This window comes from Rickettsia senegalensis (assembly GCF_056135685.1).
The window spans coordinates 1-15,925 of record NZ_JBVYTQ010000001.1; the positions used below are offsets into that span (position 1 = coordinate 1).

The window sequence follows — 15,925 nt, forward strand, 5'->3', positions numbered from 1 at the left end:
AAAAGTATACTTTAAGAGACATGGCTTTTGTAGAATTGAATCTTTATTTGTCGGTAATTTACAAATTAACTCTCACTTTAATACTACCTGCATGTCCTTGATATTTTTTCGCTAAATTAGCATCATAATTAATACCATATTCCATCATATTATGTTTGATCGTAACACCTAGACCTAAATTATAATCTACTTTGTTACTTCTGTAGTTTATTGTTGGTAAACGCTCATCTATACCTTGCATTCTTGCATCAGTTGCAGGAGATTTATTTTTAATGTTATAATTAATAAATCCATAAGCTTCTGGCGTTACTATTAGGCTGCTGACATTATCTACATGCCCAAAATAAATATCCTGATACGCTCTAAGTCCTGCTATACTGCTTAGTTTATGATAATTTTTCTTACGGATAGTGAGATTCTGGAAACTAGTGCCAGTTTCTGTATAACCTTTATCTCTGATTAATGAAGCTATTGCTCCAATGCTAGGGACAACATAAGCGTTATTTCCAAGATAATGATTATATCCAAGTGATATGCTTCCATTATATAAATGTGATTTATATTTACCAGATGCCACTTCACTACCAAGCACATTTTTAGTTATAGCAGTATAACGTATCTTGCCACTTCTAATAGAACTCTCTGCATAAGAAATAGTACTATTTAAGTACCAATTATAATTTGGTATATTATATGCACTGTAAAGCGAGAACATATTAGTTCTTACTTTATCTATATTACCTATACTCTGGTCTTTTGGTCTTATACTAGTGTATGCATTTGTATATGCAATACCTAAAAGTATATTATCACATATAAGACTATCAAGCCCTATAGTATTACTATGTCCTTTTGTTTTATAACTACTGAAATATTCAGCATTCTTAGCACTTACTTTATCCTTACTATGATTTATTGAGGATCTAGCCCACATGCCATATTTACTCTCTTCATATATATTATCGTTACATCCACACATATCTTCATCACCAGCTGCAATAGCAGCTTGGCTCATGCCAAGGCCAGTATTTGATAATCTATTATGGATAGTATTCATAGCAACTTTATTGGTATCTGTAAGTGTTTGGTGTAATGCTACTTGCACTATAGCACTATCTCGCTCTTTTGGATGATCTAATATTCTAGAAAGCATCTCTTCTGCTTGTTCTTTATCTAATAAACCTATATTTTTCTTAAACTCCTCAGCATCACTATTTGTTGTTACATGCTTTAATTCTTGCATAAACATATTATCTTGTGCAGAATCAAAAACATAATCAGTATCTATGACATTGTTTGAATCATCATACGCATATAAAGTCAAAGCACTTGCGTCTAACTTCCACTTCACAAACTTATTTTGTTCACCACTACTATCAAGTATAATCTGATGCTCTGGATCATTTAATGGAACTATATTACTCCCATCCTCCGCCAAAATAATATTATATATAGTATTATCAGCTATTTTGCTGATGTCACTATTAATAAATGATAATTTTACTATTAATTCACTCACATTTGATAAATCTAAGGTGCTACCTGGTGCAAGTATTATATTACCACCAGATAAACTAGATTCATCATATGTAGTATTTATCATGAGCTGATTAGTAAAGATATTTATACCAGATAATGTCAATATCTTATTATCAAGTATAATACTGCTATTACTCGCACTTATATTACCTGCTATTGATATATTATCTGATACTTGGATATTAGAACTATTGACATTAATGGTACTTGCACTTACATCGCCATTAAATATTACATTTGATCCATGAGATATATCTATATTATTACTACTTGATAATGTCTTATTAAATTTAGTATCACCATTTATAGTAATATTGCCCTGACTATTTACAGTATCTGCAAAATATGTACTGCCACTCGCCTTTATACCGCCTTTAGTATGTACTGTACCTTGAAACTTCGTAATAACATTATCTTGATCAAAATTAATAGTATTACGTACATTTGTAGTCGCTGGTGCAAATAATGAGAATGATGATAAGGCATCACTACTGATAGTATTAGCTAAAATATTATTACATGCAACATTACTTGCAAATAATGCTTCCCCTGAGGTCTTAATATCTCCGATACTATTAATATTTCCATTAAACTCTGTATTAGTACCACTTGATATATTGCCAACTGGACTAGTGCTTGAGCCAATGTTGCCATTTATAATATTATTATTAGCAAAATTTAAATTGGCTGGCTGACCTCCTGTTATATTCATACCTCCTACATACTTCATATTAGAGGGAAATGTGATTATTCCACTACCGTTACCTTGGAGTTCTGTTATAGAGTAATCACCTGAAGTCTTAAATGTTACATCTCCTGCTCCTGCTTTCAGCATTGTAAGATTTGTTACTACTCCATCAATAGCCCCTTTGCCTTCGAAATTAATTGTACCATTATTACCTCCCGTACTATTAACATTGCCGGTAATCTTTTGCCCATCTGATATATTTATTATGGCGGCATTGTTTTGAAAATCTACATTACCATCAATATTGCCGATTGCAGTTAGTGTTGTATTGGTTGCAAAAGATAAATTAGAGTGTACATCTGCAAGTGTAATTGTAGGCACATTAAGCTCAAGATCAGTAGTATGGATAGTAGATTCAATATTAAGAACGCCCTCTCCTGATAATTCAAGTTGCTTAAGTTTATGCACATCTGTTCCAAGTGAACCACCTTTAACAGTAAGCGTGCTACCTGTACTTGCTGATAACTCAACTCTTGCAAAATCATCCTTACCTGAATCAAGATCCCGAAGTAATGTAATGCTGCGGTCATTACCGCCTGCACCGCTACTTACATTTGATAATTTGACAGTAGCATTCTCATCTATAAAGTTAATACTTTGACCTGAACCTAAAATATCTAAGTTCTGATTAGCCATATTAGATACATCAATAGCATAAATAGCTGAAGGAGGGGCAATACGCATAGAATCAGCTGCAGTCAATTGTGCTTTAGATCTAGACAAATTATTAAGTACCTCTACATCATCTAATCTGTTTAAATATGCAGTAGGAGATGTAGTACCAATATTAATATTTGGAATTTTTGCTGTGCTGCAACTCTTATCAGTAAAATTGGAGCCAGATACAATATTTAACTGAGAGACACTACTTGCATCCATACTATCTTGCATAGTAACAATGCCTTGCGTTTCAACTATAGCAATTTCGTTACCAGGAACACCTATGGTGGTTGGGGCATTATCGCCTGTAATAGTCAGCCCTTGAGTACCGCCATTAAGCAATAATATGCCACCGCCTCCTACATCCCCTGCAAGATTTGCTGCAAATGACGCTACTCTCGCATCATTGTTACTTGTATTGTCTATTTGAAAAGTAGAGTTAGCTCCTAAGAACTTAATGCCATTACCCCCAGGAGCTAGTAATGTTTTATTGCCACTTGCAAGATCTATGGCAAGTATCTTATTATCAGATATATTGATGCTTCCTACTTCAAGATCTATCATTGTTAATTTTGGCAAATTCACATCTAATGTAGCATTTTCGGCATTTTGAATTGGAGTCTTTAAAATATATGCTTTATCACCAGAAAAATTAATTGTTGCAGCTTGACTGTTACAATCTATAGCACCAGATACACCAGTGGTCACTAAAGTTCCTGCATCATTAAATGTTACGTTACCAATGATGCCTTTATCTGCTACTAAACTACCATCTGCACTAAATAGTACATTACTAGTAAGCATGCTACTCGCTGTAACATTAGCTCCGGCATTAGCTACCTCTATAGTCTGAGCATTTGCTGCAGGAATGCTACTCGCTCCAGCCCCACTAAACTTTAGCTTAGTAAGCATATTAGTAGCACCAATAGTGCCAGTAACAGTACCTGCACCTAAAAACTCTAATGTCCCTGCGGAAGAAGTACTACTATCAACGTTACCTGTAATAGTCTTATCATCTGCTAAGGTAACAGTCCCATTATTACCCGCGAAATCTATATTACCTGTTATTCCGCCCTTTGATATTAAAGTGCCGTTACTGCTAAAGCTTACCGCAGATGTTAGTAAAGCTGTTGCTGTAATTGGACCAATACCACCAATATCCACATTGCCTGCATATAGTTGTCCTACATTTGCAGCTGTGCCTTGATTTAAATTTACTTGCTTTAGCTTTTTATCGGCAGCTCCTACTATGCCTACATCTCCAGCTTCTATCGTAATAGTACCTGTATTATCTGTGCTAGTTGTAATACTGCCATTGACTCCCTTATCTGCTACTAAACTACCATCTGCACTAAATAGTACATTACCTTTTAATAGATTATATGCTGTAAATGTTCTATCTGACGTTCCACTATTAGTTAGTACTAGCGTTGCATTACTACCACCAAAATTAATAGCAGCATTATTATCTAATAAATCTATGTCACTCTCTACTGCATCAATAGTAAAACTCTTATCGTCTGCTATATTTATGGTGTTTATAGTTAAAACACTCGGCATATAAGTTGTAACATTGTTATTTACATTTAATATTGCATTAGCGACATTAGATACCGAGCTAGGATTAAATATTGTGTTATCTCCGCTTAAGATTAATGTCCCTGAATCACCGAAATCAAAACTAGGTGTTAAATTCATGTCAGATCCCGATAACGTCAATGACTTATCTGGTGCAATGATGAATGTATTGTTATCAACCCTAGTAATACCACTACTTGTTAGTGTTACATTTTCATTGATAATAATTTTTCTTCTCCCGCCATTAGATTGGCCAAAAATACTATCAATAGTAACAGGAGCATTTATGATTAATGTTGATGAGTAATAAAATCCTATGTTAGATAATCCGCTATAATCATTAGCTTGTGGATTATCATCTACACCGGCCGCTCCTGAGAGAGTTACTTTTTCACCACCTCCATAAATATTCAATGTTTTAAGCTGAGAATTGCCTGCTATTGACCCTATGGTTAATTCGATACCACCGGATGAATATCGCCCTAGTGCAGTCATATTATTATCAAGCCGTATAGCACCTATTGTTCTTGATGCGTTCGCGGTAAGTGATATATTATCCGCTCCAACTACTACAGTATTGCCGTCTGCAAATGGTGGATTCCAATTTGTCGTCGTATCCGATAATGATGCATCTCCGGTCATGGTACTAATACCGGCTGCAAAAGATAAACTTGATGTTGTGAGTAGATGGATTGCCCATATTAATTTCTTAAGCATGTATCTATATCCTTAAATTATTATGAATCTGTACGGTATTACATCTCTGAGAGAAATTGACTTATCTCTCCAGTAAAAACAACCTCATTATTCTCAGAACTATATGACCAAGATAGAGAATTATAACCACTATTCTTCCATGTTAATTGCTCTTTCTCATTATCATAGCTACCTGCTGTGACCCACGTTATACTTGGTGCTTCTCCATCAGATTTATGTAGTTCTAATGCTGTTGTTTGTCCTACTATTCCCTGATCTAATAAGATTGCTTGATCTTTAAAACTATAACTACTATTTTGTAACCCGTTGTCTAATAATGCCTGTAATGGTTTTAAATTAGTTACTTTACAATTATTAGCTTCTATATTTGATAAGTTCACTGTCGATGAAACAAAGTTAATACTATCCAAAATAGTATTACTAACCTGTAATGTTTTTATATTAGTTAATGTTGATAAAGATGTGAAACCATCTGTCTCTGTAAGACTTAAATTAGATATGTCTAATCCTTCTAAATTTATAGGCAAGCTACTTATACTACTGGTAGTTAGATACTTTGCACTTAAGGTTTTGAGTTTCGTACATGATTTTAATGGATCTAAATTATCTATAATATTATAGCTTATTATTAATTCTTCTAGGTTTGTTGCGTATTCTAATCCTGTTAAATCTTTTACCCCTTGATCAAAAACATTAATATTAGTTATGCTTGCCATCTCTTCTTGTGTTATAGATTCTGTATCATTTTTCTTCAATATTCTATGAATCATCCTACTTAGCTTCTTATCTAGTATACTGACTAGATTATCAACTTCTTCCATAAACCCTACTTATATTTTATATTCACAAACCATTTAGTATGGTGCACTAATAAACTGTGAGAGTAAATAATTTATTATATTTTTAATATAGGATGAATTACTAATTACACAAAAATATCACGCTCTTAACGGCTTTGTTCGGAAGGGTATCAGAATGCATTCCGCTAACGATTATTTATCACCAGTAAAATACGAAGAAATACAAAATTGTGCTTAAACAACTGTCCGGAAAAGTGTTGACAGAACAGATACCAAGAGTATACTTAAAGGTATTAACACTGAAGACACAAGTGCAAAGAATATGATAATGATAAATGAGTTAAGTGATATAACGACAGGTTGTCTTAAGAAGCTACAAGCAATTAGACAAGATTTAACATCTGCGTACATAGTAAGTCAGCATATTATCATTAATGAGGATGATAAATATGAATTTAAGTCTGAAAAGGAAGTAAGGGCAGAAAATAAACAACACTTAGATCTTGATAAGGCACAGAGGGAGGAAGAAAAATATTAAAAGATATTCTTGAAACCATATCTTTCCAGAAAACAGTTAAGGACAAGGAGCAGCATAATCAGAAATCAGCTTTAAAAACCGATACATCAAAAAGTACGAAAATATTTTTGTTAAAATAAAGAATTTAATAAAAAAACTAATTAGTCGTTTATATCCTAAAGAAAAGGAAATAACTGTATCTTCAGAAACCAGCAATAACCATGTAGACCTAATGGAGCAAAACATAAAATATATGGTCATGCCTCCATATTGCAGTTATGCCTATTAAAAAGCTATACGTTCAATAAGAGTACCAATAACCTTATCATGAATATCCAATGACTTGGAAAAGCAGATTGTCTTACGTGCAAGCCTCTTGCATCTCGTTCTAAGGTTCAAGTTACTTCGTTCTATCCGTTGAGTGTATTTTTTACTGATAATATGCTTTTTAGGGTCTAATAACCTAGCATAACTCCCCCATCCATCTGTATAGTAAAAAGTCACCTTGAAATTCTCTAGTTTTTTCAGTAATGATTCTAATGTGCTATCACATCTTGTACCAAACGTATAAGCAACTACTTTTAACGAAATCTTATCCAAAGCATACCAAAGCCATCGTTGTCTGGATTTATTCTGTACATAAGACCATTGTTCATCTATCTCAGGAGCAATAATTACTTCTGTTGTACTGATAGAATGATTTATTGTTTTTTAATACTAGATTTTTTTAAAACACGGATAACTGTATTGATACCCACTTTTAATACTCTTACTGTATCTCTAACTCCAGAGCCGTTGATTGACATTTCTACTATTTGCTCCTTAACTCCAGGCTTAGATGCATTATTAATATACTCCAATTGAAAATATCGATTACACCGCTTGCATTGATATCTCTGTTGTTTTGAAATTGAATATCCTGACTTTATTACTTCTTCTGTGTTGTTACAATATCTACACTTAACATCTATTTTTGCCATAACTCCTTAACTATAATTCTCTCTTATTACTGTTTGAGGATTATAGACTATTTACTCTAAACTGCAATACGGAGGCACGACCTGGTGGTTAAATAATGCTTCATAAGCTTCATTTATTTCAGCATATTTCTGTATTTCTTTTGAAAGTTCTACTTCTTTATTTTGTATAGCTTTCTCTGTACCATGCCATAGCTTACTTGTCAAATTTGACTTGTATTCTGCTAATTGCTTATTTTTGTAACTTTCTCTCTTTTCAACAGTTCCTAAACTTAAAGCTTTTTCAATATCGTCACTTGAATAGCCATTTTGTATTAGCTGCTGAATAATACAACCATGTAAAGAAAGAATACTAGTATCTAGAACTAATTTATTTGTATATTGTCCTTTCGCGCCAGGTATTTCCTGATATAACGCACGATCTGTTGATTCTACTATTTCATAACCACCATTATGTTTGTAACCAACGCCGTCTTCTGTTAAACTTAAGGTTGGCACACGAGTTATTGCATTAGATATTATCTTACCGTTTGTTCCTTCAATATATTTACCGGTAAATTTATCTACACCGTTTTTATCTATAGCAGTACCGTATACAAAACTTCCTACCCCCGAAACAGCCAAATACTCTTCAACCTTAGTCGCTTCATAAGCTTTAGTAAAAAGCTTTATTTGTTCATTACTATCCATAATGCCTTTTGCCTCATAACTAGTACCAAAAACAGCCCCTGTTATTAAAGGTATTTTGCTTAGCCAACTACTAGATGAAATAAACTACTTGTTCCTGCAAGAAAACTGCCTGATGCTAGTTTTGTATAAAAACTATAATCTGCTTTTGCTTTTTCTATTAAAGATAAGTAAGTAATAGGTTTATTACTTCCGAATAAATTACGTACTAATAATGTAAACATAGTTTATCTCCTTGTTTAAGTTACCATGTTTCATGGTTTTTAAATATAACGCAAATGCGCTATATAACAAAGGTAATCAAATGCCAACTTTTATTTAATAACAAGTTAATTAATGTTAATACTTGACATTTTTTAGAAAAAACCATATTTTATGGTAATAGCGATAAAAAAGAGGTAGATATGTCTAAGTACAAAAATTCTAAACATATTAACACTAAAAAACTTGCTTATATAGGGTTAGACCTCGCATATAAAACAGATGATTTAAATGTTTATAATCTAGAAGCATCAAAGGTCAATGAACAATTAGCAGATAGCGGCTGGGGAATACTGACCGCTTCATGTGATTATGTTAGCACTGCTAAATTTGGTTATAAAGCTGTTGCATTTATAAATAAAGAAACTAAAGAAGTTCATATTGCTAGTGCTGGTACAAAATTCAATATATATGATTTACTAGACGACTTACTTATCGCTCTTCATTATTTACCTACTAAACTAACTCCGCTTCAGGAATTTGTTAATGAAGTAATTAACGAATTAGGCGGCTTAAGTAAAGCCACAGAATATATTTTTAATACTAGCGGTCATTCACTTGGAGCAATAACTGCAGATTTAACTTCAGTAGAAATACATTCTCGCAACTTACATTTTAATAAATCTACAACTTTTGACAGCCCTGGCTCAAAACCGATAATTGAAAGAGGCATAGAAAAAAATTTATTTACCGGAAAAGTAACAACTCCAATAGAAGAATTAGCTACCCATTCCAAGATATATAATGCAAAACATAATCTTATTAATATTACTAATAAGCATTTGGGAAAAACAACAATGGTACTTCCTGGTAAAAAAATAGGACTGTCACAATCAGAAGAATGGGCATCATATTTATATAATTTTGCCAAACAAAAAGTTACAAAATACTTAGGAATTAATGGAATAGTCGAAGGCTTTGAGGAAATAATAACCGGAATCAGTAAACATGGACTTGTTAATTTTTCTGATTTGAAACAGAATATTACTTTGATCGTAGATGATTGGGAAGCAGGAACACAAAAATATGCTAAAAATACTCTAAATTTAAAAAATAATTTATATAATCAAATAGTTGAAACTGGAACCGGAGCTAATTTAGTTGGGATATATAATAATTTTCAAAGCTGCAGTCAAGAATACGCTCAGGAAGTCAAAACAACAGGAGATATAAGTGGTTATCATCTAGTATGTTAAATAAAAAAATAACATATATAGTAAATTTATATATGTTATTTCTTATTTAGAGCAACTAAATAGATTTCCGTAGATTCGCTGCGGCTGGATGAAGGTTTAAAATGTTTTACTATCCTAAATTCACGTTTCACTTTATTTAACAATTCGTTTTCTGCACCGCCACGAAAAATTTTAGCAATAAAATGACCGGAGGGTTTTAATACTTTTAAAGCAAATTCAAAAGCTTGCTCACATAAAAGTAAGGTTCTTATATGGTCTGTAGCTTTATGACCTATGGTATTTGATGCCATATCACTCATTACTATATCAGCTTTACCGTCTAAAGCCTGAATAATTAATTCTTCCGTATTTTCTTCAAAAAAATCTTTTTGAAAAAACTCAACTCCGGCAATAGGTTCGATTGCTAACAAATCGATAGAGATTATTTTATTATTTAGGCTATTATCCGAAGCTTTAATAAGCTTGGAAGCTACTTGACTCCACCCCCCAGGAGCTGCTCCTAGATCAACAATTTTCATGTTAGGATTAAAAAGTTTAAATTTTTCATGGATTTCATGTAGTTTATATGCAGCTCTCGACCTAAAGCCTTCTATACGTGCTTTTGCAACATACGGATCGTTTAATTGGCGTCTAAGCCAATTGCTAGAAGAGACGGTACGTTTTTTAGAAGTCTTAACTCTAACGAATTTATTTCTATAACCGCTTAAATTATTTGTCATGAAATTTTATTATTTTCTTGAGCTATTTTGTCTAATATTGAATTCACAAAACCAATCTCATGTTCATTTAACATATCATTTGCTATGTCCGTATATTCGTTGATTGCTACTTTAGCAGGAGTAGTAGAGCAAAATAATAGCTCACATATACTAACCCGCAATAAAGCTCGGAGTAAGATCGGCATATGCGCAGGATCTTTATCATTTATTAAATGATTGTCGATAATTTCGTCTAGTTTATTAATATTTTCAAATACTGACTTTACCAGCATTTTAAAATGACTTATACTTAATGATATTTTTAAATTCTCAGGTACATCTGTTGTAGAATTATTATTTTGATAAAAAGAAAGTACATTTTGCATGATATCATCCATATCGTCGTTATTTTGCAATATGTTTTGATAAATAGCTTGCACTGCTGCAATACGTGCAATCGACTTTTTATTAATTTTATTTGAACTCATAGAGAAAAGAAATTTAAAATTTAATTTTCGTCATTGCGAGTGAGTATTACTTGCGTGGATACCAAATCGTCATTGCGGGCAGCCGTAGGCTGGCGTGGCAATCTCGTCAAATATCCTGAGATTGCTTCGTCAATTACTTCGTAATTTTCTCGCAATGATGTGGAAAGGGATTCCCACAACAATATCACTCACAACAACGAAATGATATCTATAATCTTGCAATTTATACCTTAAAATAATTTATTAGTAAACTTATAAAATTTTTATGTTGTCTATAATCGGATTTATTATAACCATCAGCATCTTGGTATTTATCCATGAATTTGGGCATTATTGTATTGCTAGATATTTTAATGTAAAAGTTGAAGCATTCTCTATAGGTTTCGGCAAAGAACTAATAGGTATTACTGATACAATAGGAGTTAGGTGGAAGATTTGTCTTATACCGCTTGGCGGCTATGTCAAGATTTACGGCTATGATCGCAGCCTTATGGATAAGACTAAAGAAGTTAACGAAAAAGTAGCTTTTTATGCTAAATCTTGTTTAGAACGTTTTTTAATAGTTGCGGCAGGTCCGTTAATTAATTATTTGCTTGCCGTAATAATATTTGCAGGCTTTTATTATTACTTTGGCAAAACAGAGATGCCTCCTATAATAGGTGATGTAGTAGCTTCATCACCAGCAGCGAGAGCAGACTTAAGAGAAGGAGATAAAATTGTTAAGGTTAACGATAAATCTGTTAAAGGTTTTGGGGGCGTACAGAGAGAGATATTAATTAACGGCTTTAGCTCTTCTACTTTAACTATAGAAAGAAAAAGTGAAGAATTTACCGTTAATATAATGCCTCAAGAAATCATTATATCGCCCCCCGAAGAAAAGAAAGTTAAGAAAACTCTTCGCATCGGTATTATAGCTAAAAATGAACCTATGCATACTAAAATAGGAATTTTAGGAGGATTTTGGGAAGCTATTAATACTACTATAGATATGTCTGCTTTAACTCTAAAAGCAATATCGCAAATGATTGTAGGAAAACGTTCATTCGATGAGATAGGAGGACCGGTAGCTATTGCTAAAGAATCAGGAAAATCTATAGCTGGCGGAACCCAAATGTATCTATTATTTATAGCAATGCTTTCCGTTAATTTAGGATTACTTAACTTACTACCTATACCGGTACTTGACGGCGGACATTTGATATTTATACTCTATGAAGCAATTACCGGTAGATTACCGAATCCTAAAACTAAAAATATTTTATTACAATTAGGAGCGGCAATAATAGTTTTGCTTATTACAATCTCTGTTTCTAACGATATACAAAATTTATTTTCCTAAATTATAGATTTGCTTGCTCTCGTTTATATTATCTACTATAGTGGAGTACATTAATTATGTTTAAATGCATTCTTTGTCGTCATTTCGAGGAGACGTTGTTGCATGGTTCAAAAATCGTCATTGCGAGGAAATTACAAAGTAATTGACGAAGCAATCTCAGGAGTTTGTTATTATTTCATGAGATTGTCACGCAGCCTATGGCTACTCGCAATGACGGTTAATATTTAAATCTTAAAGAAGGTTTTAGGTGAAAATCAGATTAATTAGTAAGTTAATAATTTTATTATTAACGGTTTTTTATTATCATATTTCATTAGCCGACTCTGTAATTCGTAAAATAACTATCGAAGGTAACCATAGAGTTGAGCGTTCTACTATTGAGAGCTATTTAAAGCTTAAGGTAGGAGAAACCTATAATAATTCTAAAGAAGATGAAGCAATAAAAAATTTATATGCTACCTCACTTTTTAGAAATATAAATATACATATAACAAATGAGGGTAATTTAATAGTTAACGTTACTGAAACGCCTTTTATAAGTAGCGTGGTATTTAGCGGTAATTCTAAAATCAAAACTAATATGCTCGCTAAAGAAATTTATACAATGTCTGGTGAATCTCTTAGCCAAGCTAAAATCGAATTAGATGTAAAGAAAATATTGGAAATTTATAAGCGTAGCGGACGTTTTGCTACTACAGTAACACCTAAAATCGAAAATTTAGAAAACAATAGAGTTAAGGTTATTTTTGATATAGCAGAAGGGCCAAAAACCGGTATTAAATATATTTATTTTAGCGGTAATGAAAATTATAGTGATTCAGAACTTAAATCCGTTGTTTTAACTAAAGAATCTCGTTGGTTTCGTTTTTTAGAAAGTAACGATACTTACGATCCTGATAGAGTAGAATATGATAAAGAATTACTGAGAGAGTTTTATCAATCTGTAGGTTTTGCAGATTTTAGAGTAATTTCGGCATCGGCAGAACTCAATAATACTAAAGAATATTTCACCCTTACCTATTCCATTGAAGAGGGAGAAAAATATAGCTTCGGTAATGTTACGATAGATAATAAATTAACTAATATAAATATAACACCGCTTAATAAAATTGTTAATATTAAGCGAGGCAAGGTTTTCAATATGAAAACGGTTGATGATATAGCTGAAAAAATCGGAGAATATTTTACAGCAAACGGTTACCCTGCGGTAAATGTTTATCTGGATATAATGAAAAATGCTAATCATACTGCAGATATTAAATTTATTATTGAGAAGGCCGATAAGGTTTATATTAATAAAATTAATATTATTAATAACCTTAAAACCGAAGACCATGTTATAAGAAGAGAATTTAAAACAGAAGAAGGTGACATAATTAATCGTTCATATATTGAAAAAGGCGAGCGTAACCTTAGAAATTTAGATTATTTTGAGAAAGTAGCAATTAGCTTAGCTCCGACTAAAGCTAAAGATAAATATGATGTTAATGTTGAAGTTGATGAAAAATCTACTTCCTCTATAGGTTTTGATTTAGGATATAATACTGCCGGCGGTTTATTTGGACGTTTCTCTTTCTTAGAGCGCAATTTAGTCGGTACCGGTACACTACTTAATGCCGGTGTACAAGTAAGTAAAAACAGTACAAGCTATTACGGCGGTATTACCGAGCCACACTTTTTAGATCGTGATTTATCGCTTGGCGTAAATGCTTTTAGAAACTATACCGGACGCGGTGCTAGTGTATTAAATACAACCGATCAAAGCTATAAGTTACACTCTATAGGGGCTAAAACTTCTCTTGGCTATGAAATTAAAGAAGATTTAGGTCACGAAATAGATTATTTAATTAAACGTGATATTTTAAGTGCACCGAGTCCATCAAGCTCAATATTCTTAAATGAGCAGATGGGAAGATTTATTACTTCTGCTATAGGACATACTATTACTTATGATCAAACCGATAATAACATTGTTCCAAAGAACGGTTATTTAGTAAGCGGTACCCAAGAATTTGCCGGCGTTGGAGGTGATAACAAATATATAAAACATGAAGTTGATGGTAAATATTATAAATCTTTCATACATAACAAACTTACTTTAAAATTATCTGCTTCCGGCGGTGATATTGCAGGGCTTGGAGGAAAAATTATTAGAATTTCCGATCGCTTTAATTTAGGTGATTATAGTTTAAGAGGCTTTGCAAGCGGTGGTGTAGGACCTCGTGAAAAGGTCACTAATGAAGGACTTGGCGGTGAGCGATATTATACATTCTCAACAGAGCTTAATTTCCCAACACCTGTACCTGAAGAGTTTAATTTAACAGGTGCAGTATTTATGGATTTAGGAAGCGTATGGGGAGTAGGTCTAAATAAGAAACAATATCAAACTCCAAACGGTTTTTATAACGATAAATCGCTTAGAGCTTCCGTTGGTTTCGGCTTTATTTGGGTAACACGTTTTGCACCGATCAGAATGGATTGGGGTTTCTCGGTTAAGAAGAAGAAATATGACGATACGCAGCATTTCCATTTAAGATTTTCAACGCATTTATAAAAATGCTTCATTGTCACCTCGTGACTTGTCTGCGTTGTTGCATGGATGCCAAATCGTCATTGCGAGGAGCGAAGCATTGTTCCAATCCAAAAAATAATTAAACAATTCTGATTTACAGAATTTTTGCTGGATTGCTTCGTCTAATTACTACGTAATTCTTCTCGCAATGACGGAAAACCAGTCCACGCGGGCAATACCTCACAGGAATGACATATCTCAGCCTTGCCGATGTAGCTCAGCTGGTAGAGCGGCGCATTCGTAATGCGTAGGTCTGGGGTTCAAATCCCCACATTGGCACCATTTTCTAAATAAAATTATAGTCCTATTTTGTGATAGACAGGTAGAACCTGATACACTAATAATGTGTAGAACGACGCATTCGTGTCATACCGTGATCCCTTCACGGTATCCAGAAAAATAACTTAAAATACTAATAATGATGAAGGTAAAAGAAACGGAAGTGCCTACTAACTTAGAAACAATAAAAAGTTTTGAAAAATTGATTCAAGCTAGATTACCTGAAAAACATAAAGAATGATTATTAAAATATAATGGTAAAATTATAAAATAAGGACATTAGTTATGATAGTTAACGAAGAAGAGTTTAAAAAAACAACCTAATGTGATTAATCTTCCAGAATAGGAAAAATCTTTCTACTATATAATAAATGTAGGGCATTATGAGAATTATGATGAAGCAATGGATTGTATTATCAAAAATTTGAGGGATCCTGAAGAATTATTGCAGACTGCAACCATTCAAGCTTTAGACATTGCGGTTCGTAGATTTAGCAATATTGAAGATAAATTGATATTACCTATCTTATTTAAGAATCTGAGAAGTGAAAGTAAACGAATAAAATATGAAACTATTGATACTTTAGAAACAATCGCCGCTTATATAATTAAGTCAAAAAGAAAAATCTATTTAGAATATATTAAAAATGGCATTGATTTTTTTACTCAAAAAGAGTTGCAGGTATTTACTGATAAAATTTAATAAATAACCTAAAGAATGAAGAAGAAAAAATAGAATTTATTTTAAGTTTCTGCCAAAATTCTTTAGATTATAATGAAGCATTAGAGGTTTGTTTATATTTTTTTTCAAAAAGAAGAAAGTGAAAAAATATATGAGACTTCTTTTCAAGGGCTTAGTTATATAGTAA

11 protein-coding genes, 1 tRNA gene and 1 pseudogene are annotated in these 15,925 nt (G+C 32.6%); 7 read left to right on the forward strand and 6 right to left on the reverse strand.

The genetic code is table 11. The annotated features are described in order from the left end of the window. Nucleotides 1–58: 58 nt before the first annotated feature. Nucleotides 59–5,020, reverse strand: a complete 4,962-nt coding sequence (locus AC0ODJ_RS00005) for an autotransporter domain-containing protein (protein WP_474464260.1) — start codon at nt 5,018–5,020, stop codon at nt 59–61. Between AC0ODJ_RS00005 and AC0ODJ_RS00010 the strand changes: the two genes are divergently transcribed. Next, nucleotides 4,974–5,258 (forward strand): hypothetical protein, encoded by a 285-nt coding sequence (locus tag AC0ODJ_RS00010; RefSeq protein WP_474464262.1) that lies wholly within the window; start codon nt 4,974–4,976, stop codon nt 5,256–5,258. The genes AC0ODJ_RS00005 and AC0ODJ_RS00010 overlap by 47 nt on opposite strands. 22 nt (nt 5,259–5,280) lie before the next feature. On the opposite strand, the gene AC0ODJ_RS00015 is transcribed toward AC0ODJ_RS00010, so the two are convergent. Further along, nucleotides 5,281–6,063, reverse strand: coding sequence for a leucine-rich repeat domain-containing protein (locus AC0ODJ_RS00015; RefSeq protein ID WP_218459969.1), 783 nt, complete (start codon nt 6,061–6,063; stop codon nt 5,281–5,283). 301 nt (nt 6,064–6,364) lie between these two features. On the opposite strand from AC0ODJ_RS00015, the gene AC0ODJ_RS00020 reads away from it, so the two are divergent. Next, nucleotides 6,365–6,580, forward strand: coding sequence for a hypothetical protein (locus AC0ODJ_RS00020; RefSeq protein WP_474464266.1), 216 nt, complete (start codon nt 6,365–6,367; stop codon nt 6,578–6,580). 264 nt (nt 6,581–6,844) lie between these two features. Here the strand turns inward: AC0ODJ_RS00020 and AC0ODJ_RS00025 are convergent. Beyond that, nucleotides 6,845–7,539, reverse strand: a protein-coding gene (locus AC0ODJ_RS00025) for an IS1 family transposase (RefSeq protein WP_240466735.1) whose coding sequence is annotated in 2 segments (ribosomal slippage) — nt 6,845–7,266 and nt 7,266–7,539 — 696 coding nt in all. Because the reading frame shifts where the segments join, the coding sequence is not laid out codon by codon here. Between the two features lie 84 nt (nt 7,540–7,623). Continuing rightward, nucleotides 7,624–8,447: pseudogene (locus tag AC0ODJ_RS00030) on the reverse strand (hypothetical protein); the annotation flags it as partial. A gap of 180 nt (nt 8,448–8,627) precedes the next feature. Here AC0ODJ_RS00030 and rlip point away from each other — a divergent pair. Continuing rightward, a complete protein-coding gene (gene rlip / locus AC0ODJ_RS00035) occupies nt 8,628–9,680 on the forward strand; it encodes a secreted effector lipase Rlip (RefSeq protein ID WP_474464273.1) in 1,053 nt (350 codons plus the stop codon). A 35-nt stretch (nt 9,681–9,715) separates the two neighbouring features. Here rlip and AC0ODJ_RS00040 read toward each other — a convergent pair whose 3' ends face one another. Together AC0ODJ_RS00040 and nusB are read right to left on the reverse strand one after the other, a co-directional pair. After that, entirely contained in the window at nt 9,716–10,399 is a 684-nt protein-coding gene (locus AC0ODJ_RS00040) for an RlmE family RNA methyltransferase (protein WP_218460264.1), read from the reverse strand. Next, nucleotides 10,396–10,866 (reverse strand): transcription antitermination factor NusB, encoded by a 471-nt coding sequence (gene nusB, locus AC0ODJ_RS00045; RefSeq protein ID WP_218460265.1) that lies wholly within the window; start codon nt 10,864–10,866, stop codon nt 10,396–10,398. Before nusB ends, AC0ODJ_RS00040 begins: the two co-directional genes overlap by 4 nt. 265 nt (nt 10,867–11,131) lie before the next feature. Between nusB and rseP the strand changes: the two genes are divergently transcribed. The 4 genes from rseP to AC0ODJ_RS00065 all read left to right on the forward strand — a co-directional run bounded on the left by rseP (nt 11,132) and on the right by AC0ODJ_RS00065 (nt 15,759). After that, a complete protein-coding gene (gene rseP / locus AC0ODJ_RS00050) occupies nt 11,132–12,205 on the forward strand; it encodes an RIP metalloprotease RseP (RefSeq protein ID WP_218460266.1) in 1,074 nt (357 codons plus the stop codon). Between the two features lie 247 nt (nt 12,206–12,452). Continuing rightward, nucleotides 12,453–14,759, forward strand: coding sequence for an outer membrane protein assembly factor BamA (gene bamA / locus AC0ODJ_RS00055; RefSeq protein WP_218460268.1), 2,307 nt, complete (start codon nt 12,453–12,455; stop codon nt 14,757–14,759). A 224-nt stretch (nt 14,760–14,983) separates the two neighbouring features. After that, nucleotides 14,984–15,059: transfer RNA gene (locus tag AC0ODJ_RS00060), tRNA-Thr, on the forward strand. 421 nt (nt 15,060–15,480) lie between these two features. Continuing rightward, the gene (locus AC0ODJ_RS00065) at nt 15,481–15,759 is read left to right on the forward strand and encodes a hypothetical protein (RefSeq protein WP_474464289.1); all 279 of its coding nucleotides are present in this window, start codon (nt 15,481–15,483) and stop codon (nt 15,757–15,759) included. Nucleotides 15,760–15,925 lie beyond the last annotated feature (166 nt).

Bases quoted from the DNA above. Each gene is read 5' to 3' on its own strand.
- AC0ODJ_RS00005 (WP_474464260.1), bottom strand. From the start codon at position 5,020: ATGACTGCACTAGGGCGATATTCATCCGGTGGTATCGAATTAACCATA.
- rlip (WP_474464273.1), top strand. From the start codon at position 8,628: ATGTCTAAGTACAAAAATTCTAAACATATTAACACTAAAAAACTTGCT.
- AC0ODJ_RS00020 (WP_474464266.1), top strand. From the start codon at position 6,365: ATGATAATGATAAATGAGTTAAGTGATATAACGACAGGTTGTCTTAAG.
- nusB (WP_218460265.1), bottom strand. From the start codon at position 10,866: ATGAGTTCAAATAAAATTAATAAAAAGTCGATTGCACGTATTGCAGCA.
- AC0ODJ_RS00015 (WP_218459969.1), bottom strand. From the start codon at position 6,063: ATGGAAGAAGTTGATAATCTAGTCAGTATACTAGATAAGAAGCTAAGT.
- rseP (WP_218460266.1), top strand. From the start codon at position 11,132: ATGTTGTCTATAATCGGATTTATTATAACCATCAGCATCTTGGTATTT.
- AC0ODJ_RS00010 (WP_474464262.1), top strand. From the start codon at position 4,974: ATGGTTAATTCGATACCACCGGATGAATATCGCCCTAGTGCAGTCATA.
- AC0ODJ_RS00040 (WP_218460264.1), bottom strand. From the start codon at position 10,399: ATGACAAATAATTTAAGCGGTTATAGAAATAAATTCGTTAGAGTTAAG.